Origin of the sequence: Roseibium sp., from assembly GCF_965233565.1 — a bacterium.
Lineage (GTDB): Bacteria > Pseudomonadota > Alphaproteobacteria > Rhizobiales > Stappiaceae > Roseibium.
In genome coordinates, this window is sequence record NZ_OZ247494.1 from 3,754,302 (window position 1) to 3,776,887 (window position 22,586).

Annotated in this window: 23 protein-coding genes; 14 read left to right on the plus strand and 9 right to left on the minus strand. The window is 60.7% G+C overall.

Annotated elements, in window-relative coordinates:
• The first annotated feature begins 41 nt into the window (after positions 1-41).
• The 6 genes from odhB to ACO6TG_RS17320 all read left to right on the plus strand — a co-directional run bounded on the left by odhB (position 42) and on the right by ACO6TG_RS17320 (position 6,537).
• A complete protein-coding gene (gene odhB, locus ACO6TG_RS17295) occupies positions 42-1,553 on the plus strand; it encodes a 2-oxoglutarate dehydrogenase complex dihydrolipoyllysine-residue succinyltransferase (protein ID WP_422374331.1) in 1,512 nt (503 codons plus the stop codon).
• A 40-nt stretch (positions 1,554-1,593) separates the two neighbouring features.
• Complete coding sequence (locus ACO6TG_RS17300) at positions 1,594-2,208, plus strand: LysE family translocator (RefSeq protein WP_422374332.1); 615 nt, start codon at positions 1,594-1,596, stop codon at positions 2,206-2,208.
• A 19-nt stretch (positions 2,209-2,227) separates the two neighbouring features.
• A complete protein-coding gene (locus ACO6TG_RS17305) occupies positions 2,228-2,644 on the plus strand; it encodes a hypothetical protein (protein ID WP_422374333.1) in 417 nt (138 codons plus the stop codon).
• Between the two features lie 30 nt (positions 2,645-2,674).
• Entirely contained in the window at positions 2,675-3,433 is a 759-nt protein-coding gene (locus ACO6TG_RS17310; protein ID WP_422374334.1) for an SDR family oxidoreductase, read from the plus strand.
• Between the two features lie 43 nt (positions 3,434-3,476).
• Entirely contained in the window at positions 3,477-4,880 is a 1,404-nt protein-coding gene (gene lpdA / locus ACO6TG_RS17315; protein ID WP_422374335.1) for a dihydrolipoyl dehydrogenase, read from the plus strand.
• A 142-nt stretch (positions 4,881-5,022) separates the two neighbouring features.
• On the plus strand, positions 5,023-6,537 hold the full coding sequence (locus ACO6TG_RS17320; protein ID WP_422374336.1) for a hypothetical protein: 1,515 nt from the start codon (positions 5,023-5,025) through the stop codon (positions 6,535-6,537).
• A 7-nt stretch (positions 6,538-6,544) separates the two neighbouring features.
• Here the strand turns inward: ACO6TG_RS17320 and ACO6TG_RS17325 are convergent, their stop codons facing one another.
• Both ACO6TG_RS17325 and ACO6TG_RS17330 read right to left on the minus strand, forming a co-directional pair.
• Positions 6,545-7,336, minus strand: a complete 792-nt coding sequence (locus ACO6TG_RS17325; protein ID WP_422374337.1) for a methyltransferase domain-containing protein — start codon at positions 7,334-7,336, stop codon at positions 6,545-6,547.
• Positions 7,337-7,387: 51 nt separating this feature from the next.
• Positions 7,388-7,807: a MerR family transcriptional regulator gene (locus ACO6TG_RS17330; RefSeq protein ID WP_422374338.1), complete on the minus strand. Its 420-nt coding sequence runs from the start codon at positions 7,805-7,807 to the stop codon at positions 7,388-7,390.
• Positions 7,808-7,891: 84 nt separating this feature from the next.
• On the opposite strand from ACO6TG_RS17330, the gene ACO6TG_RS17335 reads away from it, so the two are divergent.
• A complete protein-coding gene (locus ACO6TG_RS17335; RefSeq protein ID WP_094073486.1) occupies positions 7,892-8,530 on the plus strand; it encodes a cation transporter in 639 nt (212 codons plus the stop codon).
• Positions 8,531-8,545: 15 nt separating this feature from the next.
• On the opposite strand, the gene ACO6TG_RS17340 is transcribed toward ACO6TG_RS17335, so the two are convergent.
• The 3 genes from ACO6TG_RS17340 to ACO6TG_RS17350 all read right to left on the minus strand — a co-directional run bounded on the left by ACO6TG_RS17340 (position 8,546) and on the right by ACO6TG_RS17350 (position 10,432).
• Positions 8,546-9,511, minus strand: coding sequence for a metallophosphoesterase (locus ACO6TG_RS17340; protein WP_422374339.1), 966 nt, complete (start codon positions 9,509-9,511; stop codon positions 8,546-8,548).
• A gap of 158 nt (positions 9,512-9,669) precedes the next feature.
• Positions 9,670-9,906: a hypothetical protein gene (locus ACO6TG_RS17345; RefSeq protein ID WP_422374340.1), complete on the minus strand. Its 237-nt coding sequence runs from the start codon at positions 9,904-9,906 to the stop codon at positions 9,670-9,672.
• Between the two features lie 121 nt (positions 9,907-10,027).
• On the minus strand, positions 10,028-10,432 hold the full coding sequence (locus ACO6TG_RS17350) for a serine/threonine protein kinase (protein WP_422374341.1): 405 nt from the start codon (positions 10,430-10,432) through the stop codon (positions 10,028-10,030).
• Positions 10,433-10,584: 152 nt separating this feature from the next.
• On the opposite strand from ACO6TG_RS17350, the gene ACO6TG_RS17355 reads away from it, so the two are divergent.
• The gene (locus ACO6TG_RS17355) at positions 10,585-11,079 is read left to right on the plus strand and encodes a GNAT family N-acetyltransferase (protein ID WP_422374342.1); all 495 of its coding nucleotides are present in this window, start codon (positions 10,585-10,587) and stop codon (positions 11,077-11,079) included.
• On the opposite strand, the gene ACO6TG_RS17360 is transcribed toward ACO6TG_RS17355, so the two are convergent.
• Positions 11,076-12,035, minus strand: a complete 960-nt coding sequence (locus tag ACO6TG_RS17360; RefSeq protein WP_422374343.1) for a tyrosine recombinase XerC — start codon at positions 12,033-12,035, stop codon at positions 11,076-11,078. The genes ACO6TG_RS17355 and ACO6TG_RS17360 overlap by 4 nt on opposite strands.
• A 259-nt stretch (positions 12,036-12,294) precedes the next feature.
• Positions 12,295-12,573, minus strand: coding sequence for a GIY-YIG nuclease family protein (locus ACO6TG_RS17365; RefSeq protein WP_422374344.1), 279 nt, complete (start codon positions 12,571-12,573; stop codon positions 12,295-12,297).
• 628 nt (positions 12,574-13,201) lie between these two features.
• On the opposite strand from ACO6TG_RS17365, the gene ACO6TG_RS17370 reads away from it, so the two are divergent.
• Positions 13,202-13,714, plus strand: coding sequence for an Hcp family type VI secretion system effector (locus tag ACO6TG_RS17370; RefSeq protein WP_422374345.1), 513 nt, complete (start codon positions 13,202-13,204; stop codon positions 13,712-13,714).
• 155 nt (positions 13,715-13,869) lie between these two features.
• Here the strand turns inward: ACO6TG_RS17370 and ACO6TG_RS17375 are convergent, their stop codons facing one another.
• The gene (locus ACO6TG_RS17375; protein ID WP_422374346.1) at positions 13,870-15,168 is read right to left on the minus strand and encodes a DUF1835 domain-containing protein; all 1,299 of its coding nucleotides are present in this window, start codon (positions 15,166-15,168) and stop codon (positions 13,870-13,872) included.
• A gap of 277 nt (positions 15,169-15,445) precedes the next feature.
• Complete coding sequence (fsa, locus tag ACO6TG_RS17380) at positions 15,446-16,099, minus strand: fructose-6-phosphate aldolase (protein WP_094073494.1); 654 nt, start codon at positions 16,097-16,099, stop codon at positions 15,446-15,448.
• Positions 16,100-16,388: 289 nt separating this feature from the next.
• On the opposite strand from fsa, the gene ACO6TG_RS17385 reads away from it, so the two are divergent.
• The 5 genes from ACO6TG_RS17385 to ACO6TG_RS17405 all read left to right on the plus strand — a co-directional run bounded on the left by ACO6TG_RS17385 (position 16,389) and on the right by ACO6TG_RS17405 (position 22,575).
• Entirely contained in the window at positions 16,389-18,584 is a 2,196-nt protein-coding gene (locus ACO6TG_RS17385) for a primosomal protein N' (RefSeq protein ID WP_422374347.1), read from the plus strand.
• A gap of 283 nt (positions 18,585-18,867) precedes the next feature.
• The gene (locus tag ACO6TG_RS17390; RefSeq protein WP_422374348.1) at positions 18,868-19,227 is read left to right on the plus strand and encodes a DUF1428 domain-containing protein; all 360 of its coding nucleotides are present in this window, start codon (positions 18,868-18,870) and stop codon (positions 19,225-19,227) included.
• Between the two features lie 340 nt (positions 19,228-19,567).
• Positions 19,568-20,128 carry a F0F1 ATP synthase subunit delta gene (locus tag ACO6TG_RS17395; RefSeq protein ID WP_422374349.1) on the plus strand — a complete coding sequence of 187 codons (561 nt, stop codon included), beginning with the start codon at positions 19,568-19,570 and terminating at the stop codon, positions 20,126-20,128.
• Positions 20,128-21,657: a F0F1 ATP synthase subunit alpha gene (atpA, locus tag ACO6TG_RS17400; protein WP_422374350.1), complete on the plus strand. Its 1,530-nt coding sequence runs from the start codon at positions 20,128-20,130 to the stop codon at positions 21,655-21,657. Before ACO6TG_RS17395 ends, atpA begins: the two co-directional genes overlap by 1 nt.
• Before the next feature lie 33 nt (positions 21,658-21,690).
• The gene (locus ACO6TG_RS17405; protein ID WP_422374351.1) at positions 21,691-22,575 is read left to right on the plus strand and encodes a F0F1 ATP synthase subunit gamma; all 885 of its coding nucleotides are present in this window, start codon (positions 21,691-21,693) and stop codon (positions 22,573-22,575) included.
• Positions 22,576-22,586: the final 11 nt, after the last annotated feature.

The following is a 22,586-nucleotide window of genomic DNA, read 5'->3' on the forward strand; positions in this document are numbered from 1 at the left end:
CTTCTCAAAATTTGGCCAGGTAATTTTAAGAGAAGGCGACCATGGCAACCGAAATTCGCGTGCCCACGCTGGGTGAATCCGTTTCTGAAGCAACCATCGCACAATGGTTCAAAAAACCGGGCGACGCTATTGCCCAGGACGAGCCGCTTGTCGAACTGGAAACCGACAAGGTGACGGTTGAAGTTCCGGCCCCTGCCGCAGGGGTCCTGGAAAGCATCGTGGTCAAGGAAGGCGACACCGTCGAGGTCGGCGCGCTTCTGGGCCAGATCGCCGAAGGCACAGGCGCAGCCGCCGCCGCTCCCGCCAGGCAGGACAACGAACCGCAGGCCAAAGCGGCAACAAAAACCGAGCTGGTCGACGTGGTCACGCCGAGCGCCGGCGAATCCGTCACCGAAGCCGAAGTCGGTGAATGGAGCGTGAAGGTCGGTGACACCGTCAAGGCCGACGACACGCTGGTCGAACTGGAAACCGACAAGGCTGCCCAGGAAGTTCCGGCACCGGTTGCCGGCACGGTCGTCAAGATCGCCGCTGAAACCGGCACCACAGTCGAGCCGGGTGTCCTGCTCTGCCAGATCGATCCGTCCGGTGCGGGCGCTGCCGCGGCTCCGGCCGCCGCTGCATCGGCTCCGGCTCCGGCTCCGGCTGCCGTCACTGGCACCTCGATGCCGGCAGCGCCGTCCGCCCAGAAGATGATGGCTGAAAACAACCTCAGCGCCGACCAGGTGGCCGGTTCCGGCAAGCGTGGCCAGGTGTTGAAGGAAGACGTCATCAACGCCATCGCCTCCGGTGCAACCGCCTCAGCCGCTCCGGCTCCGGCAGCCATTCCGCGCGGTCCGGTCAACGCCCAGGATGAGGTGCGCGAAGAGCGTGTTCGCATGACAAAGCTGCGCCAGACCATTGCGCGCCGCCTGAAAGATGCCCAGAACACCGCGGCCATGCTGACGACCTATAACGAGGTCGACATGGGCCCGGTCATGGAATTGCGCAAGCAGTACAAGGACCTCTTTGAGAAGAAACATGGCGTCAAGCTTGGCTTCATGGGTTTCTTCACCAAGGCCGTGACCCACGCGCTGAAGGAGATCCCGGCCGTCAACGCCGAGATCGACGGCACCGACATTATCTACAAGAACTTCTGTCACATCGGCGTTGCCGTTGGCACCGACAAGGGGCTGGTGGTTCCGGTGGTGCGTGATGCCGACGAGATGTCCATTGCCGAAATCGAAAAGGAAATCGGCAATCTCGGCCGCAAGGCTCGGGACGGCAAGCTCGGCATGGCGGACATGTCCGGCGGTACCTTCACCATCTCCAATGGCGGTGTCTACGGCTCGCTGATGTCCTCGCCGATCCTGAATGCGCCGCAGTCGGGCATCCTGGGCATGCACAAGATCCAGGAACGCCCGATGGCCGTGAACGGCCAGGTGGTGATCCGCCCGATGATGTATCTGGCGCTTTCCTATGATCACCGGATCGTTGACGGCAAGGAAGCCGTGACCTTCCTGGTGCGCGTCAAGGAAAGCCTGGAAGACCCGCAGCGCCTGGTTCTGGATCTCTGATCCGGGCCAGTCACCTGAAACGACCCTGGAGGACCGCATCATGAGCCTGGAATTTCTGATTACCGCCCTGATCGTGGTGCTGGTCCCCGGAACCGGGGTCGTCTACACGGTGGCCGTTGGTCTCGGCAAGGGCCGGAAGGCATCGATTGCCGCTGCCTTCGGCTGCACGCTCGGCATCATACCGGCGATCCTTGCGTCGGTGGTCGGCATCGCCGCCCTGATGCACACAAGTGCCCTGGTGTTCACCGCCGTCAAATATGCCGGCGTTGCCTATCTGCTCTACCTGGCCTGGCAGACGCTGAAGGACAGCGGGCCGTTGGATCTGAAAGCTGACAAGAGTGCGCGCAAGAGTTTCCTTGCGACCGCGCGCACCGGCTTTCTGATCAACATCCTCAATCCGAAACTGACGGTTTTCTTCCTGGCTTTCCTGCCGCAATTCGTTGACCCGGCCGCCGTCAACCCGACTTTGGACATGCTGCTGCTCGGTGGTGTCTTCATGGCGATGACTTTCGCGGTCTTCGTGGTCTACGGCCTTTTCGCAGCCCTGGTCGGCGAGAAGGTCCTGCGTAGTGACACGGTCATGGTGTGGATGCGCCGCACGGTTGCCGCAACCTTTGCCGGGTTCGGACTGCGCCTGGCGCTGGCGGAACAGTGATCTGACGGGGAGACTTGCGATGGCGATCCGGACACCAAAAGCGTCTCTGTTACCGCTCATCAAACGGCTTGGAACTGCAATGTGTCTCATGGTGCTGGCCATGCCGTTGGTCGCAACGCTGACGACACCGGCGCCAGCCGCTCCCAAAGCCGTCTATGCGCCGCAGATCGAAGGTGCCTATCAGGTGCAGGGCCTCAATCCCAACGGCAGCCGTTACGAGGGACGGGTCACGATTACGGTCAAGGAAAACACGGCCTTCTTCCGTTGGGACATCGCGGGCCAGACCTTTCACGGCCAGGGGCCACTGACCGGCAATACGCTGGTGATCGACTGGGGCGAAGCCGACCCGGTGATTTACCAGATCAATGCCGACGGCACGCTCAACGGCACCTGGGCCGCCGGGCGAGCTTCCGAGACGCTTCGACCCATCCGCTAACCCGACCCATCAGTCTCATCCGGAGACAACATGTCCGAAGACGTTTACATCATCACTGGCGGGAGCCGGGGCATAGGTGCCAGCATCTGCCGCAAGCTTGCCGCACCCGGCAGAGTGGTCGTGGTCAACTATGCCGGCAATGAAGCCGCTGCGGCGCAAACGGTTGCGGAGGTCGAAGCGGCAGGCGGCAAGGCGGTTGCCGTTAAGGCGGATGTGCAGAACGAAGCCGATGTCCTGCATCTCTTTGCAGAAGCTGACAAGCTTGGACGCCTGGCGGGTCTTGTGAACAACGCGGGTGTCGTCGACCTGTCTCAGCGGGTCGATGAAATGTCACTGGAACGTCTGACCCGGATGTTTTCCATTAACGTCATCGGTTCGTTTCTCTGTGCCCGCGAAGCTGTCAAGCGCATGTCCACCAAACACGGCGGCTCTGGCGGTGTCATCGTCAATCTCGGGTCGGCCGCCTCGAAAATCGGTTCGCCCGGTCAGTATGTCGACTACGCTGCCTCCAAGGGCGCGATCGACACGATGACCGTCGGGCTCGCACTGGAAGTTGCCGATGAAGGCATTCGTGTGAACGGCGTCCGCCCCGGTATCATCGACACGGACATTCATGCCTCCGGCGGCATTCCGGATCGCGTTGCACAGTTGCAGTCGCGGCTGCCAATGAAACGCGCGGGCTCCGCCGACGAGGTGGCGGACGCCATCCTCTGGCTCCTGTCCGACCAATCCAGCTACACCACTGGCGCCATCCTGGATGTTTCCGGGGGACGCGCGATCCTGCCATGAATTTGAAGTCTAACCAGAAGTGAAAGAGACAAAGGCGACCACAATGTCCCAATATGATCTTGTCGTCATCGGTACCGGCCCAGGCGGCTATGTTTGCGCCATCAAGGCGGCTCAGCTCGGTCTGAAGACCGCCGTCGTCGAGAAACGCGCAACGCTTGGCGGCACCTGCCTCAACATCGGCTGTATCCCGTCCAAGGCCCTGCTGCACGCCTCGGAGATGTTCGAGGAAGCCGGCCACGGGTTTGAGAAAATCGGTATCAAGGTCAACAAGCCGAAGCTCGACCTGCCAGGCATGATGAAACACAAGTCCGACGTCGTGGATGCCAATGTCAACGGCATCGCCTTCCTGATGAAGAAGAACAAGATCGACGTTCATACCGGCACCGGCAAGCTGCTTGGTCAGGGCAAGGTCGAAGTCACGGCCGATGACGGCAAGGCCACTATTCTGGAAACCAGGAACGTTGTCATTGCCACCGGCTCCGATGTCATGCCGCTGCCAGGTGTCGAGATCGACGAAAAGCAGATCGTGTCTTCCACCGGTGCACTCGAGCTGGACAAGGTGCCCGGCAAGATGGTGGTCGTCGGCGGCGGCGTCATCGGACTGGAGCTCGGGTCGGTCTGGAACCGTCTCGGTTCGGACGTCACAGTGGTCGAGTTCATGGACAAGATCCTCGGCCCGATGGATGGCGACGTTTCCAAGAACTTCCAGCGCATGCTGAAAAAGCAGGGCATGGCCTTCAAGCTGTCGTCCAAGGTCACGGGCGTTGAAAAGAAAGGCAAGGGCCTTGCGGTATCGGTCGAGCCGGCCAAGGGCGGTGACGCTGAGGTTATCGAAGCCGACATCGTGCTCGTTGCCATTGGTCGTCGTCCCTACACCGAAGGCCTGGGTCTCGACACGGCCGGCGTTGCGCTGGACGAGCGCGGCCGGGTTCAGATCGATGCCCATTACAAGACCAATGTCGAAGGCATCTATGCCATCGGTGATGTGGTGGTCGGCCCGATGCTGGCGCACAAGGCCGAGGATGAAGGCGTTGCCGTTGCCGAGATCCTGGCCGGTCAGGCCGGTCATGTGAACTATGATGTCATTCCGGGTGTTGTTTACACCCAGCCGGAAGTGGCCTCTGTTGGCAAGACCGAAGAGGAACTCAAGGCCGCCGGTATCGATTACAAGGTCGGCAAGTTTGCCTTCACCGCCAACGGCCGTGCCCGCGCCATGAACAAGACCGATGGTTTTGCCAAGGTCCTGGCCGATGCCAAGACCGACCGGGTTCTGGGAGTTCACATTGTCGGTTTCGGCGGCGGCGAGATGATCCACGAGGCGGCGGTCCTGATGGAATTCGGCGGATCCTCGGAAGATCTGGCCCGCACCTGCCACGCGCATCCGACCATGTCGGAAGCCGTCAAGGAAGCTGCGCTCGGCGCCTTTGCCAAGCCGATTCATTCCTAGGAAATTCCTGCGGCACAATTGGCCGCACGGATTGAAAACAGTTGGAAGCCGGGAGCTCTTGAGCAATAAGAGCTTCCGGTTTCTTTTTGGGGACGGCCCGGCCAGGAATAGGTTCAGCTTGTTACAAGACGCGAAATCAAATGTGGGGATCGGTCCAGCACTGTCAGGCCCGGTTATCTTTGCGGCAGCGGTGGTGATGACGCTTGTCTGCGGTCTGTTTTTCTTCTGGCCTGCGCGGACCTTGCCGAATGTGGATGACCTGTTCTTCATTCCCTGGGCGATGGAACTTGCTGAAACCGGCCGTCATTGGAACCCGCTTCTTGCGGTTCAATTTCCTGGGCTGGAAACCTATCACCTGCAACCGCGTCTGCACCTGATCTTCGCCGGCTGGTTTTTCGCCCTCGCCGGGGCGAACACAACCACAGTGGTTGTTTTTGAGTTTCTCTGTTACGCGCTGGCCAGCTTCCTGTTCGTGTCGCTCAGCTTTCGTCTCAACCTGCGTCTGGCGGCCTTGTTTGCCCCGCTGATGTTTGCCCCGTCCTATGCCGTCGCCGGGTTCCGGCTGGAGCTGACCGGGGCCGTCTTGTTCCTATCCGGACTTTTGCTGCTGTTGCCGCTGATGCGAAAAACTGTCCAGGGGGAAAGGGCACAAGGCCACTTTGAGACAGGCTGCAACATCCTCGGCATGGCTCTTCTCGGCTGCGCCCCTCTGGCGGCTCCTGCCGTTTTTGCCTGGAGCCTCGGCGCCATTGCTGTGATTGAAGGGCTGCGCCTCTGGTACCGTCAGGCCTCTTTCCTGCGCATCTTCATGGAAGGCAGCTGCGCATTGCTGCTCGCGCTGGCGGTGTTCGCGGTCTCCGTCGAATTCGAGTTCGCTGCGTTTCTGGAACAGTTCACCTACCACGCCAGCCGGTCGACCGGTGGCGGCGTCAATGATGAAGCGATCTTCCGCGCGTTGATATTTGCTGCCGTGGCCGGGGTTCTGTTTCGGTGCAAGGCGCCGCTGGCGGCGGCCTATTGCCTGGCTCTGGCGGCTGGGCAAGGCCTTGGCGCCTTTCTCCATGACAAGGCCTTGATCCGCAATCTGGCCGCCACGATGGTGTTTCTGATGGCTGCCGATGCCGTGTTGAACATGCGCTGGCAGGTGTTCAAGGCCGGTCTGTTTGCAACGGTGTTTCTGGTTCTGACCGTCAATTTCGCAAGCTTCTATGTGTTTTCCAGGGAAGCCGGCAACCAGGAAGCGGTTCTGTCCACCTATCGTCAGGATCTTCAAGACGGTCACAGGGTGTTCGTTGATGAGGTCATGGCGCATCACTTCCTGGAGCAGAAAACGGACGGTGCCTTGTCCTGGACCTGGGGCGGGACATTTCCAAAAGGCCGCCCGACCGGTCTCATTGACCTGGCCGATGGCGACGTCTGGTATGTCAGCGAATACACGCTGCGTGGATACCTGAGAGGGTATCATGCCGTTGCAAGGTCGATCTGGTCGGAGCCGGATTACCGGCGTGTCCCGCAAATCCAGTGCCTTTTCGGACGTCACGCCTGCAACCTGCCCGCGGCTCGCTGGACCATGATGCGCCTGGAGCGCAAGGATGGCGAGGTCTTCGTGGAGGAACTTGGCTCGGGAGCGCCACCGCGATTGTTGGAGGGGGCCTGACCTTAGATCAGGCTGTGCATGGAGTGGTCTTGCGGGCCACGATCACAAAGTGGGTGATGGAAAAGAAAAACCTGCCTTCAACCGACAGGCTCTGCTGCTCTCTGGCCCAGTCCCGAGCGTCCTCGGCAGACACCAGCCCCTTCTTCACGACATAGGGCTCCATCAGGTGGATCATCATGTTGGCGAGCCCGTCCGGATGCAGCACCGTCGCACTGAAGGGAACGGCTGTCACCGCTTCGATTGCAAATCCACCTGCGCGCAGGATCGGGGGCAGGACGGCCGGAATGCATCGCTCGACCAGATGCTGATCCCACGCCTTCTGCATTTTCAACATGCGCATCGGGTCATCGCTAAACCAGGTCAGCGTGTCCCAATGCATGTCGCCGACCACGAGCCGGCCGTTTGTCTTCAGAATGCGGTGAATTTCGGCGCAGGCAGCAGGAAGGTCGTCGAGATATTCAAAGACCTGTAGCGACACGGCCTTGTCGATCGAACCGCTTTCGAGTGTCGTTTCTGTTGCCGTTGCATCCACAATGTCGACATTCGAATGGCCCGCGCATCGTTTGACCGCGGCAGAACGCATGTCCTCGCTTGGGTCGATGCCTGTCACGTGCCCGGTCTCGCCAAGCGTGCGTGCCAGCTCCAGTGTTAAGAGCCCGTTGCCGCAGCCAATATCGGCAACATGGTCACCGGGACCCGGCACCAGCGCATCAAAGGAGGCGCGCCGCCGCCGGGTGAAGTCGGCTCCGAGATAGGCCTCTTCCAGGATTTTCGCGGTGCGCGCGTTGAATGTCAGCATCGGTTCCTCCGCAGTCGCTCTGGGCAAGCCGGCAAGGCCAGGCGACCGTGTTCAGTGCTCATCGCGGCAAAGGCTGTGATCGCCAAAGGCCTTGAGCACGTTGCAGTCTGCGACCGTGTGGTCGTCCCCGCAGCAGGACGCAATGCGTTTCAATTCGGTTTCCAGCTTCTTCAGATGGGCAATGCGCTGACGCACGGCTTTCAGCTGGTCCGCTGCGATCCTGTCGGCTTGCTGGCACGGTCTGTCGGGATGCTGGCTGAGGTCAATCAGATCGCGGATGGCGGGCATGGGCAGGCCGAGGTCCCGGCAATGCTTGATGAAACCGAGCCGTTCCAGGTCTGCTTGCAGAAAGCGCCGCTGGTTGCCTTCCGTTCGGATCGGCGCGTTCAGCAGCCCCTCCTTTTCATAGTAGCGGATGGTCGGCACCTTGACGCCCGTTCGCTTGGACAACTCGCCGATTGAAAAATCCATCAAAACCCTCTTGAAGCTCTAGTCGCTATAGCAATTACAAAGGGCATCGACACAAAAATCAAGATCCGAGACACGGAGTTTTCCATGGGTGCCTGTTGTGGCCAGTCCAATTCCGCCTTTGATGGGATGTCACAAGACTACCGGCGCCGGCTGTGGCTGGTGATTGCGCTGAATGCCGGCATGTTTGTGGTCGAGATGGCGGCCGGCCAGGCAGCAGGTTCCAAGGCGTTGCAGGCGGATGCGCTGGACTTTTTTGGCGATGCCGTCACCTATGGCATCTCGCTGGCAGTGATCGGCGCTTCCCTGAAAACTCGGGCGCTGGCGGCGCTGGCCAAGGGCACCAGCCTCTTGTTGATGGGGATCTGGGTCGCCGGCTCGACGCTCTATCAGGTGTTTGTGCTCGGCGTGCCCCAGGCCGCCGTCATGGGCTCGGTCGGGTTTCTGGCGCTGGCGGTTAACCTGGCCAGCGTGATGCTGCTCGTGCGCTACAAGGATGGGGACGCCAATGTCCGGTCGGTCTGGCTGTGTTCGCGCAATGATGCCATCGGCAATGTCGCCGTGATGCTGGCGGCCCTGGGTGTCTGGGGCACGGCAACCGCCTGGCCGGACCTGATTGTGGCGGGCCTGATGGCGAGCCTCTTTGTCAGTTCCGCGGTCCAGATTCTCAGTCAGGCCATTCGCGAATACCGGCACAAGACGGAACACGCCGTCGCAGGCGAATAACCCTTCTGTCCAGGCTCAGGCGGTGGTCAAACCGCCTGATTCGCCCAGGTGCACCATCGTGATTTCCGGCGGCACGCCAAACCGCACTGGCAGGATCGAGCAGCCCAGTCCGCCGGACACGATCATGTGCCTGGGTTCCGTACTCAAACCCACGTGACGCATCAGGGTCGTCCCCTCCGTTTCGACAATATGTCCATAGACCGGGGTTTTGTGGTGCTTCTTCGAATAGGCGGGTTTGTAGCCGAAAACGTTGATCTGACCGCCATGTGTGTGGCCGCTCACCGTCAGACTGACCCGCGCCGGTACCTCGCCGATTATGTCGGGTTCATGTGCCATCAGGAGGATCGGGGCATCATCCGTCACCTGGGCAAGGGTTGCAGGAAGATCATCAAGCCCCTGCCAGCGCTGCCGCTTGTATTTGCGGAACGGCGCGAGCGCAATCTGGTCCTCAAGCCCGGCCAGCCAGAAGGCCTTGCCGTCTTTTTCCAGACGGACCGCGCGGTTCTGGTAGAGCGGAATGCCGGCCCGAATCAGGGCGCGGCCATACTTGGTTTCACCGCCACCGGCCTTCTGCGCCTCGTGGTCGTCCCACCAGTCGTGATTGCCGAGGATCGCATGGGTGCCGAGCGGGGCCGAGAATTCTGCAAAGAGATCCGCCCAGGCCTGCGGTGGAATCGGGGCATATTGCCATTTGTGGCTGGCCACATAATCTCCGAGCATCAGAATGATATCGGGCTTGAGCGCATTTGTCTGGGCCACGATCGAACGGACACGATCAAGCCCCATCCAGGGGTCGCAGATATGCGGGTCGGCGATCAGCGCCGCGCGCAATTTCAGGTCTTTCGGCCAGTGCGGAGGTGTCAAATGGTAACGCTGAACGCGTAACCGGAACGGTTCGATGCCCACCGCATAGGCCGGAGCGGAAAGGGCTCCGAGGGTGGCAAGGCCCAGTCCTTGCAGGAAGCGGCGTCTGGAAATCATCAAGCCTGGTGTCCTGAACGGTTTGACGGTGACGTAAAACCGCTTCATGAACCATGGCTACGGCCTGAACAAGGCAGGTTTCAGGAGATTTTGTGCAGACAAAAAAAGCCCGTTGCGAGGCAACGGGCATCAACTTGGAGCAATTCTGTTTAAACCGTCTATTCCGACGGCTTTTCTGCCGGTTGTGGCAGGAGGATCTGTTCGCTCAGGACCTGATCGCTCAAGTCGTTGGTGGCAACCGCGACATCCGCATCGATCTGCGGCGCCGTCAGGGTTTCTGCAACAGTCATCTTGTCTTCAGCCTTCGCGGACTTGTTCCAGGAACAGGCCTGTGCCGGCACAATGGCGAAAGCGGTGAGGGCAAGGGCGGCAACGCCGGTGCTCAGGAAACGCATGCTATCCCTCCATCCTATGGATGCGGCGTAACGCCGCGTCTACCGTAGGGTAAGGCAAATCCGCGAACAGGCAAGGAAAAACCGGCAGTTGATTGTTGTCAGCGTTAAGATCGGGAAGAACCTACTTTCTTTGCAGGTTATAGGTCCTGTCCGTGCGCGGTTCCGACAAGTCGTTGACGATGTTGATCACCCGTGTGTCCAACAGGTCGCCAAAGGCCTTCAACGAGATCTGCTTGCTGCTCAGGAAACCGATCAGCAGAACCTGGATCACACCGTCGGAACGCATCTCGGCCTTGGTCCAACCCCATTTGCAGTCCCGCGGAATGCAGGAGGTAAAGGCCCGCACGCGAACATGGACCTGATCGTCCTCGCAGCGGCTTTCCACTTCAATCCGCGAGATTTCCTTGGGATTGGCATCCGGGTTGACCCAGACCCCGTCTTCGGGGATCGGGCAATAAATGCGCTGTGCCAGCGAAGGCGCGGCGGAGGCAAGAAGGAAACCGGCTGCAAGGAGGAGCAGGCGCATTCGTGTTCTCCAGAAGGGACTTGGTCCGGATACCGGCCGGTGTACGACCGATCCATGCCTCGTCAGCCTAGCCGATTGATGCGCGAGCTGCCACAACGGGTTGTTGCTCCCGCGCGATTCGCGCAAGGTCCCTCACCTAAATGAATGATCTCATGACTTCTCTGACGACCGACCGGTTTTTGCTGCGCCTGCCTGAACAACGGGATTTCCCGGTCTACCGGGCATTTTTTGAGGATGGCGATGCCTCCCGCTTCTATGGCGGTCCCTTACGGCAGGACCAGGCCTGGCGTGTCCTGGCCGGTCATCTCGGGCACTGGCAATTGCGGGAATTCGGGGTCTGGGCCATCGAGCCGCTCGAGGGCGGAGCGATCATCGGCGGCTGTGGCTTTGTCTGGCCGGAAGGCTGGCCGCGCCGGGAACTGACCTGGTGGTTGATGCCCGCCGCGCGCGGCACGGGCGCGGCGCTAGAGGTCTCGAAAGCTGCGATCCGGCACGCTTACGAAACCTACGGATGGCCACTGGTGGAGACCCACATGAACGACGACAACAGGGCAGCAAAGGGCCTGGTGCGCAAACTGGGCGGTGAACCGATTGCCCGCGAACTGTTTCCCGACGGTCTGGAGCGGACGGTCTACAGCTTGCCCTAGCGCCGGGGATGGGCCTTGTCATAGGCGGCCAGCAAATGGGCGCTGTCGATTTCCGTATAGATCTGCGTCGAGGCCAGACTGGCATGGCCGAGCAGTTCCTGGATGGTTCGAAGGTCCCCGCCTCCGGCCAGCAAATGCGTGGCAAAGGAATGGCGCAAAGCATGCGGTGTGGCGCTGTCCGGCAGGCCCAGGGCGCCACGCAGTTTCGCCATGGCCAGCTGGATCATACGCGGATTGAGCGGCCCGCCTCTAGCACCGAGAAACAGCGGCCCGTCCGGTGTAACCGCATAGGGGCAAAGTTTCAGATAGAGTTCCGTTGCCTCGCAGACGGCCGGCAGGATCGGTACGATCCGCTCCTTGCCGCCCTTGCCCACGATGCGAAGGGTTCGGGTACCCGTCTTCGGCGCCATGGCCCCCGTCAAGGATAAGGCTTCGGAGATCCGGAGGCCGCAACCATAAAGCAGGGTCAGCACCGCAGCGTTGCGGGCCTCGATCCAGGGGTCGGTTTCCATAGCAAGGTCACCACTGGTGATGTCCATCGCATCGCCGGAAGAAACGGGCTTGGGCAGGGATCGGGCCTGGCGCGGCGGTCTGATGGCAGAAGAGGCGGCCGCATTGACCTCGCCGCGGCGTTCCAGGAACTTGAGGAAGGACCTGATGCCGGCAAGGCCGCGGGCCAGCGAGCGGCTTTGCACGCCCTGGCGGCGGCGATTCGCCAGGAAACCGCGGAAGTCTGCCGGCTTTAAACCTGCAACATCCTTGATACCGGGTGCGCCGCCCAGGTGATCTGTCAGGAAGCGCAAAAACTGGCGCAGGTCCCGCTCATAAGCAATCAGTGTCTTGTCGGCGAGACGGCGTTCGTCGGACAAATGATCGAGCCACTGATCCACGCGCCGGTTGAGATCCGGCTGGGCGGTTACGAGAAGACGGTCGGTCTGGGACGATGCGGCACTCATGGCGCCACTTTGCCTGCCGGGCTGCAACAGTTCCGTTAACGCTGAGCAGATTGTGCAAGACACCGCACATTTCGTTCTGCCGTCTCCTCCAGTGTCACCCCGGGCGAGCTTCGCGAGACCCGGGGCCTACTCACTTCCAGAGAATCTGATCCTCTCGCACAGCGGATCCGCTAAAATTTGAATGCCTTGCGCTTCAGCAAGGGGCTCTGCGAGTAGACCCCGGCTCTCCGCTGCGCTGCGGCCGGGGTGACACCGATGGTTAAGGGGGCAACAGATCTTGCCAACAGGGATTCGATCTCTCGATCAACTGGACCTTCCAAGATCTGCGCCATTTCTTCAGGCGCTTTTCCATCGAAATGGCTTCATTGATATCTTCGAACCCTTCTGCGTAGACGAGCCGCCCGACACCGTGTTTTCTCGTGAAGCTTCCCGCCTCGCCGTTACGATGTTGTTCGACACGTCTTTCTAGGTCATTGGTGACCCCAACATAGAGTGTCCCGCTCAACCGGCTTGCGAGAATGTAAACGTAGTAAGTCAAGTTACACCCATTGAGTGTATCGCAGCCTACTGGCCCACCCCTCCAGTGTCACCCCGGGCGAGCTCCGCGAGACCCGGGGCCTACTCGTTTGCAGAGAGCCGGGTCACTTCGCACAGCGGATCCGCAAAAATTTGAATGCCCTGCACTTCAGCAAGGGCCCCTGCGAGTAGGTCCCGGCTCTTCGCTGCGCTGCGGCCGGGGTGACACCGGGGTTTGCAAGAGCATCAAGGGAAAAGCGGAACAGTTGGAACTAGACGGAGCGATACTGCGCACTTGACCGCTAAAAGAGCTGCATGTGGCTCAAACCGCCAGCCCAATCCCGCGATATTCCACGCCCATTCCCCCTCACTTGCCCCTCCTGAACCGCATTTTGTGATGTTCGTCACACTTTGCCTGCGCGTGTTTCTTCGCAGTCCGGAGGCGACTGTGCAGAAAACTGCACAGTTCCATATTTTAACACTTTCGCTGGCGAGAGAATTTTCGCTGCGAAAACAATCACATCACGAAAATTACCCAAGTTGGCACACCCGTTGCAATTCTCTCCCCATCGGCTCCAGACAACGAGCCCCGGAAGTCAACAACAAGAACACACACTCACTGAACGCACAGCCAAGCAGGAGACAGAAAAATGTCCAACATCGCTTACATCACCATCAAAGGCGCAACCCAGGGCGACATGACGTCCGACGCAACCACCGCCGACAGCATCGGCAACCTGTGGCAGGAAGGTCATGAAGGCGAATCCCTCGTCTATGCCTTCGAACAGAACGCCATCGTGCCCCGCGATCCGCAGTCCGGTTCGATCATCGCCACCCGCCGCCACATGCCGACCACCTTCATGAAGCCGGTCGACAAGGCCACGCCATTGCTGTGGCAGGCCCTGGCCACCGGCGAGAGCCTGGAAATCGAAGTCCAGTTCTGGCGCACCTCGACTGCCGGTGTTCAGGAACACTACTACACGATCAAGTTCGAGGACGCGGTTCTGGTGGAAGGCAAGACGATCCTGCCGGACGTCAATGACGAAGCCAACGCGTCCCGCGGCGACACCGACAAGTGGTCCTTCACCTACCGCAAGTGCGACTGGACCCACGAAAAGGCCGGCACCAGCGCCTCCGACGACTACCGCGCACCGGTCACCTAAGCCCGGTCACCTAAGACGAAAAGCCGCCAATGAGCCACGACCTGCAACGTGGCTCATGACAGCCGGAAGGATGCCCCTCCCGCCGGCTGGAACCGCCCGGACCACACGCCGGGCGGTTCTTTTTTGTTCGTGACAGAGAGAAGGTCGACCCGCGTTTACAGCGCGACCGGTCGCTCAGCCGCGGTATCCCACCGCCAGTCCGGGTCCGCAAAACAGGTCACACCACCATGAGCGCGGGTTCGGGGTGCGCAGGTCTTCCAGTCCCTCCGGCCCTCAAGAAGCGATCGGCCCACAGCCGTCAGACTGAAAACGGACTTGCCCCAGTTGCTCTCGTCAAAGCCGGTCGTGTCGCATTCAACAGCCGGTTCACCGGCGTCACGCAAGCGCAGCATCGTGCCGAGGAACATCAGATCGCCGTGATAGGGCAGAGGATCGCGTTCCATCAGGAATTCCCGGAAGATCTTTCCCCATGGCCTGGGCCCGTCTTCAAGTATCTCCAGAATGGCCTGTTCGGTGCAGGCAAGCCCGTTGCTGGCGGAGGGCAGTTCAGCCAGGTAACGCAGGATGGAGCCTCTCAGATAAGGCAGCGCGCCGCTTCGCCCCGCAAGCTCGAACAGTGATTGAGGTGAGGTTCCGCCAAAAGCCTGCCAGGCATCGACCGCAAGACTATAGGCGGCTGTCGGCACGGTCCGGCGCTGGTCAAACATGTGCCGGAGCGCCGTGGGCGACAGCTGGCCGATCCCGATAAATTTCGAGATGCCCGGAAACCTGTCGAGACTGATCAGCTCGACTTTCCGCTTATAGGCACCGGAAGCGTAGAGGGCGCAAAGCAGCTTGACCAGGAGACACTGGTCGTAGGGGTCATGCTCGAACCAAAGCACGATCCGGCCATAGTCGCCTGCCTTTGCAAGACGCTCTTCGGCCTGTCGCAAGACGTCAATCGTATCGGCATAGGTTTCACCGGGATACTCCGTGGCGATGAACTGCGCCCGTGTTTCCAGCGCGTGTGCGCCGCCGGTGATGGGGCCCTGACAGACGGGATCGGCGAACATCAGAAAATCGCCATCAAAGCCGGCCCGCTTCAGGGGAGCTTCGATATCGTTGCCGCACCGGATATGCAGGGTCGGCAGATCGGCATCAGGGGCTGCTTCGCCGGATTCAATGGCGCTTCTGGCGGCGGTCATCTGGTCGACATGCCGTTTTAACGCAGGCCAGCTGGACAATCCGGCTTCCCGGGCAACGGTCAGTTGGGCATCGGTCAGCTTGAGTGTGGTCAGGTCGAGGGACGCGAATCTCGGATGATGGGCCTTCATTCTGGAAACAGCGTCCGGCTCGCCGGCGCGAGCCGTATCGCGCAAGCTTTTGGCCAGGCGCTTCTGGCGCTCAAGATCCAGTGCCAGATCGTTGGAACTCAACAGGGGAAGGGTTTGCGCGTCGCGCATTTGGTCGGTCATGAGGACTCCCGGACTCGGTTCTGTCCAGCGTCCGCATCTCCGGATCGAGCGGGTGTCGGATAAAGGGAGCGCGATGGCGCTCAGGTATCAGGGCGTGGAAACCTTTCCGCGGACCGGAGGCCCCGCCCAAGGCCTTGCGGCAAGGTATTCAGCGAATTTCGATTCCGCAAGCCACAAATTGGTGCCAGAAAAATCTGGAAGGACCAAAAGGGCCTGTACGCAAAAAGAAAACGGCCCGGAAAAACCGGGCCGTTCGGATGTCGGAGGACCTGTAACGTCAGAGAATGCTCTGACCGGTCTTCTGCCAATCGGCCAGGAAGGCATCCAGACCCTTGTCTGTCAGCGGATGTTTGACCAGTGCCTTCAGAGTTGCCGGCGGCACGGTGGCGACGTCGGCACCGATGATGGCGCAGTCCTTAACGTGGTTTGCGGTGCGGATCGAAGCAGCCAGGATTTCCGTCTCGAAGCCGTAATTGTCATAGATCACGCGGATCTCGCGGATCAGCTCCAGACCATCGGCATGGATGTCGTCGAGACGACCGATGAACGGCGAGATATAGGTCGCGCCGGCCTTGGCGGCGAGCAGCGCCTGGTTGGCGGAAAAGCACAGCGTGACGTTGGTCTTTGTGCCTTCTTCGGTCAGCTGCTTGCAGGCTTTCAGGCCGTCAAAGGTCAGCGGCAGCTTGATGACCACGTTGTCTGCAATGGCGCGCAGGACATGGGCTTCCTTGATCATGGTGTCGAAGTCGGTCGCAGCGACTTCGGCGGACACGTCGCCTTCGGTGATGGCGCAGATCTCGGCGATGACTTCCTTGAAGTCGCGGCCGGACTTGGCGATCAGGGACGGGTTGGTGGTAACACCGTCCAGAAGACCGGTGGATTCCAGTTCCTTGATTTCGGCGGTGTCAGCCGTGTCGACGAAGAATTTCATGCGATTGTCTCCCTATGGGGGCCCCGTTTCCCGGCTTCAAGCCGGTCGCCGGACCTCGTCGTCGGCGATCGGGGCTAAACGATTGAATGGTCAGCCGCGCTCTCTTTACCCTAGGATGATGACAAGAAGAACCCCTGATTCTCCGGTGGAGGAATTTTTTGTGGTACGTACCTCAGAAATTACAGGCCTTGAACCGTGGCTGATATCCGGCAAAGTCCTGCGCTGGCCGAGTGGCGCGGGACCCCATCCGCTTGGGCATTTTGCAACGAGGGCGAGGACCTGATTCTCCGTGCTGTTTGACGACCCGGACTTCCAGGAGACGATTGCCAGCGTGCTGGTGCCGGTCGCCGTGCCCAGGGCCTATACCTACAAGGTGCCGCCAGGCAAGACGGTGGTGCCGGGCACCATTGTGCGGGTGCCGCTCGGCCCGCGTGAGGTTGTCGGCGCCGTCTGGGACGGAGAGCCGGACGCCGCGATCAATCCGAAGAAACTGAAATCCATCACGCATGTCTATGAGGAGACGCCGCCGCTCGATGCCGCCCTGCGCCGGTTTGTCGACTGGGTCGCCGGCTGGACCCTGGGCGCGCCGGGCATGGTGCTGCGCATGGTTCTGCGTTCAGAAGAGGCGCTGGAACCGGAAGCCCCGGTTCCGGGCGTGCGCCGGATCGAGGGGGCGGAACCCGATCGCATGACACCGGCCCGCGGCCGGGTGCTGGCAACGCTGGAGGATGGTTTTGCCTGGACCAGGAGCGGTCTGGCCCACGCGGCAGGTGTGTCCTCTTCCGTTATCGACGGATTGCTGAAACAGGAGGTGCTGGAGACCGTGATGATGCCGGCCGCGCCGCCACCGCCGAAACCCCAGCTCGACTATGCGCAAAAGGACCTGACCAGCGCACAACAGACTGCCGCAGAAGGGTTGGTGTCCTGTTTTGACAAGGGCGGCACTGTTGCTCTGATCGACGGTGTGACCGGTTCAGGCAAGACGGAGGTCTATTTCGAGGCAATTGCGGAGGCGCTTCGGCGAGGCAAACAGGCGCTGGTGTTGTTGCCGGAAATCGCGCTGACCGAGCAGTTCCTGCGCCGCTTCGAGCAAAGATTTGGCGTCTACCCGGCCGAGTGGCATTCGCAGATCACGGTGAAGAACAGGTCCCGGGTCTGGCGTGGGGTTTCCAGTGGCGATGTTCGCGTTGTGATCGGCGCCCGCTCGTCGCTCTTTCTGCCCTTCAAGGAACTCGGCCTGATCATTGTCGACGAGGAACATGACGCGGCCTTCAAGCAGGATGACCGGGTGCCCTACAGCGCCCGCGACATGGCCGTCGTCCGCGGGCATCTCTCGGGGTTTCCGGTTGTGCTCGCCTCGGCGACACCTTCGGTCGAAAGCATGGTCAATGCGGATCTTGGCCGCTACCGCCTGTTCGAGTTGCCGGAACGGGCATCCGGTGCGGCCCTGCCGGATCTCAGCGCGGTCGATATGCGCCAGGACGGCCCGGAACGGGGACGCTGGCTGGCGCCCGAACTGGTTCATGCCATCAAGGACACCTTCAACGACGGCGGTCAGTCACTTCTGTTCCTGAACCGGCGCGGCTATGCACCGCTCACCCTGTGCCGGACCTGCGGTCATCGGTTCCAGTGCGCCCATTGCAGCACCTGGCTGGTGGAGCACCGGTTTCAGAAAAAGCTGGTCTGTCACCATTGCGGCCACACCGAACCGGTACCGCAAGCCTGCCCGTCCTGCCAGAGCACGGACAGCCTGGTTGCATGTGGGCCCGGTGTGGAGCGAATCGCAGAGGAAGTCTCCGATCTCTTCCCGGACGCCCGCACGCTGGTTCTGTCTTCCGACATGGCGGGCGGGCAGGAACGGCTCAAGCGGGAAATGAAAATCGTCGAGGAGGGCGGCGCCGACATTGTCATTGGCACGCAGTTGGTCGCCAAGGGCCATAATTTTCCGAAGATGAAGCTGGTTGGCGTGGTTGATGCGGATCTGGGCCTGGCTCATGGCGACCCGCGTGCGGCAGAGAAAACCTTTCAGCTGCTCGCCCAGGTGACGGGCCGCGCGGGACGGGTGACCGGTGGCGGCAAGGGCATCCTGCAGACCTACAACGCCGATCATCCGGTGATCCGGGCGCTGCTGGCCAGCGACAAGACGGCGTTCTACCAGGCCGAGATCGATGCCCGTCGGGCTGCCGGCCTGCCGCCTTTCGGCCGATTGGCCGCTGTCATCATTTCGGGGCCGGACCGGACCTTTGCCGAAGGGTATGCCCGCGCGCTCGCCCGCGCGGCGCCCGAAGACACGGCCGTGACCCTGCTCGGCCCGGCGGAGGCGGCGCTGGCCATGGTTCGCGGGCGCTACCGCTTCCGCCTCCTTGCCATGGCCCCGCGCCAATTCGACCTGCAATCCTACCTGCGCCAATGGCTCGATGCTGGCCCCAGACCCACGAAGGGGCTGCGCCTGCAGGTGGACATCGACCCGCAGCATTTTCTGTGAGGGAGCGGGGCAGATCGCCTGAGCTTCCTGCCAACCACCTTTGTCATTGCAGGGCCTGACCCTGCAATCCATGCCGTTGAACGTTCTCCAATTCGGGATGGGAAATGGCGTGGATCCCGTGGTCAAGCCATCGGATGACGAATGAAAGAAAGGCTCGATCGTTCTGCCGCCTCAAGGTCGCCTGTTGTTGTCCGCATTCAGCGTGTTCGATTGCAGCCCGCGATTGCCCGTTCTTCCACGCCGTGGCACCCTTTCACCGTTTCTTACCCGGGAGGGATTGTCGATGACATACATTCAAGGGTTCCTGGCGCCGGTGAAAACGGCAAAAAAGGCGGAATATACAGAAATAGCCGAAAAATCCTGGGCGCTGTTCCAGGAATACGGTGCGATCGGCTGTTGCGAGGGATGGGGCACGGATGTGCCGGACGGGGAAGTGACGTCCTTCCCGCTGGCGGTCAGGAAGGAGGCGGACGAGACGGTGGTCTTTTCCTGGATCCTGTGGCCGGACAAGGCCACGGCCGATGCTTGCATCGCAACGATGGAAAGCGATCCACGCTGGGAAGAGGCCATGCCGAATGCCTCAGAGGTCTTCAGTTTGAAGCGCATGATTTTTGGCGGCTTTGAGCCGTTGATCGAGCGCTGAGGGCGCCTTTGCCAGGCAAAGGGCCGTGGAAGTGGGCAGAAAACGGTCCCAAGGCCCGAATTCGGCAGTGCCACACAAAACCGTCTAAAGGTTTAGAGAGCCACCGAAGCCTTGATTGGAAAGGCTTTTTGCGGCCGCCCCGCAAAAAACACCAAGGAATCCGCACGAACAGTCTTTAGGTGAAGTTGCACAGCGGGAAACCCTGTGCTAATTGAGGCGCGGCTTTGGGGGCAGCGGTTTAACCGTCATACCTTCTGACCTTGAAATCATTCATTTTTTCAATGCCTTGCGGACGCTAGCCGTCTTGCGGGCATGAAAAACGTCAGAGAGCACGGACCTGGTGACTGACAACGTATCTCTCGTATCCGGCGTGGCACAGCGTTATGCGGCCGCCCTTCTCGACCTCGCAGAGGCCGAAGGTGCAACTGCGGACGTGGAACGGGATCTGACCGCTTTCGAAGGCATGATTGCCGAAAGCGACGATCTCGTCCGCCTGGTGAAAAGCCCGGTATTCAGTGTGGAGGAGCAGCTTGCAGCGCTTACCGCACTTCTCGACAAGGCTGGCATCAAAGGCCTTGCCGCAAACTTCGTGAAGCTGGCCGCCCGCAACCGGCGCCTCTTCGTCCTTCCCGACATGATCAAGGCATTCCGGGCCCTGCTTGCTGAAAAGCGGGGCGAGGAAACGGCTGAGGTGACATCCGCAGCCGCTCTGTCCGACGAGCATGTCGCTGCCCTGAAAGAGGCGCTGGCCGCTTCCACGGGCAAATCCGTAAACATCGTGGCAAATGTTGATCCTGCACTGATCGGTGGCCTTGTGGTCAAGGTCGGCTCCCGCATGATCGACACGTCGCTGCGTACCAAGCTCAATTCACTCAAGTTCGCGATGAAAGAGGTCGGCTGATGGATATTCGGGCCGCGGAAATCTCCGCAATCCTCAAGGACCAGATTAAGAGCTTCGGCCAGGAAGCCGAAGTTTCTGAAGTCGGTCAGGTGCTCTCCGTCGGTGACGGTATCGCCCGTGTGTATGGTCTGGACAAGGTTCAGGCTGGTGAAATGGTTGAATTCCCGGGTGGAATTAAGGGCATGGCCCTGAACCTGGAAAGCGACAATGTCGGCGTCGTTCTGTTCGGTTCCGACCGTGACATTAAAGAAGGCGACACCGTCAAGCGGACCGGCGCCATCGTGGAAGTGCCGGTTGGCAAGGGCCTGCTGGGCCGCGTTGTCGATCCGCTCGGCAACCCGCTCGACGGCAAGGGCCCGATCGAGGCGACCGAAAAGCGCCGGGTCGACGTCAAGGCGCCTGGCATTCTGCCGCGTAAGTCGGTGCATGAGCCGATGTCAACTGGCCTCAAGGCCATTGACGCCCTGATCCCGGTTGGCCGTGGTCAGCGCGAGCTCGTCATCGGTGACCGTCAGACCGGTAAGACCGCGATCATTCTCGACACCTTCCTGAACCAGAAGCCGCTGCATTCTGGCGATGATGAAGACGCCAAACTGTACTGCATCTACGTTGCGGTCGGTCAGAAGCGCTCCACCGTTGCCCAGTTCGTGAAGACCCTGGAAGACTCCGGCGCGATGGAATACTCCATCGTTGTTGCCGCGACGGCTTCCGACGCTGCACCGCTGCAGTTCCTGGCACCGTTTGCCGGCTGCGCCATGGGCGAGTTCTTCCGCGACAACTCCATGCACGCCGTGATCGGTTACGACGATCTGACCAAACAGGCTGTTGCCTATCGTCAGATGTCCCTGCTTCTGCGCCGCCCGCCGGGACGTGAAGCATTCCCGGGCGACGTCTTCTACCTGCACTCCCGTCTGCTCGAGCGGTCGGCGAAGCTGAACGAAGACCACGGCAGCGGTTCCCTGACGGCTCTTCCGGTCATCGAAACCCAGGGCAACGACGTGTCCGCGTTTATTCCGACCAACGTGATCTCGATCACCGATGGTCAGATCTTCCTGGAAACGGACCTCTTCTACCAGGGTATCCGCCCGGCCGTGAACGTCGGTCTGTCGGTGTCCCGCGTGGGGTCTTCGGCTCAGATCAAGGCGATGAAACAGGTTGCCGGCCCGATTAAGGGTGAACTGGCTCAGTACCGCGAAATGGCGGCCTTTGCCCAGTTCGGCTCCGACCTCGACGCCACCACCCAGCGTCTTCTGAACCGCGGTGCGCGTCTGACCGAGCTGCTGAAGCAGCCGCAGTTCTCGCCGCTGAAAACCGAAGAGCAGGTTGCAGTCATCTATGCCGGCGTGAACGGCTATCTCGATACGCACCCGGTCGACCGCGTGAAGGACTTCGAAGAAGGCCTGCTGCTGTTCCTGCGTGGTGAGCACCAGGATCTGCTGAATGCGATCTGGGAGAAGAAGGCTCTGGACGACGAGCTGACCGGCAAGCTGAAAGCTGCTGTCGACGCGTTCGCCAAGAACTTCGCTTAAGACGTCACGCTGGGATAAGGAGCAGGGGCGGCCATGCCGAGCCTGAAGGACTTACGAAACCGCATCGCTTCCGTGAAGGCGACGCAGAAAATCACCAAGGCCATGCAGATGGTGGCCGCGGCGAAACTGCGTCGTGCTCAGGAAGCTGCGGAGGCTGCACGTCCCTATGCGGAACGCATGGGCGCGGTGCTGGCCAATCTCGCGGTCGCCTTCGAAGGGCGCGACGACGCGCCGAAGCTCATGTCCGGTACGGGCAACGATCAGGTTCATCTCCTGCTCGTTGCGACCGCCGAACGCGGGCTTTGCGGGGGCTTCAACACCAATATTGCCAAACTGGCGCGTGAAAAGGCCCGCAGCCTGATCAAGCAGGGCAAGACGGTCAAGATCATCTGTGTCGGCAAAAAGGGTTATGACGCGCTCAAGCGCGAGCTCGGCCAACACGTGATCGAGACGGTTGACCTGCGGAGCGTCAAGAGTGTCGGCTTTGGGAATGCGGACGAAATCGGACGCAAGATCATGTCGATGTTCGATGATGGCGAGTTCGATGTTTGCACCCTGTTTTACTCGACCTTCAAGTCGGTAATCGCGCAGGAGCCGACCGAACAGCAGCTGATCCCGGCCAAGTTCGAGACCTCGGAAGAAGACGCCGGTGCCGGCGCCAACGCGGTCTACGAATATGAGCCGGAAGAAACAGAGATCCTTGCGGATCTGCTGCCACGAAACATCTCCGTTCAGATTTTCCGGGCGCTCCTGGAGAATGCTGCATCTGAGCAGGGTGCACGTATGTCCGCCATGGACAACGCGACCCGCAACGCCGGCGAGATGATCGACAAACTGACGATCAGCTACAACCGCCAGCGCCAGGCACAGATTACGACGGAACTGATTGAAATTATCTCGGGCGCGGAAGCGCTCTAACGGGATCTAGA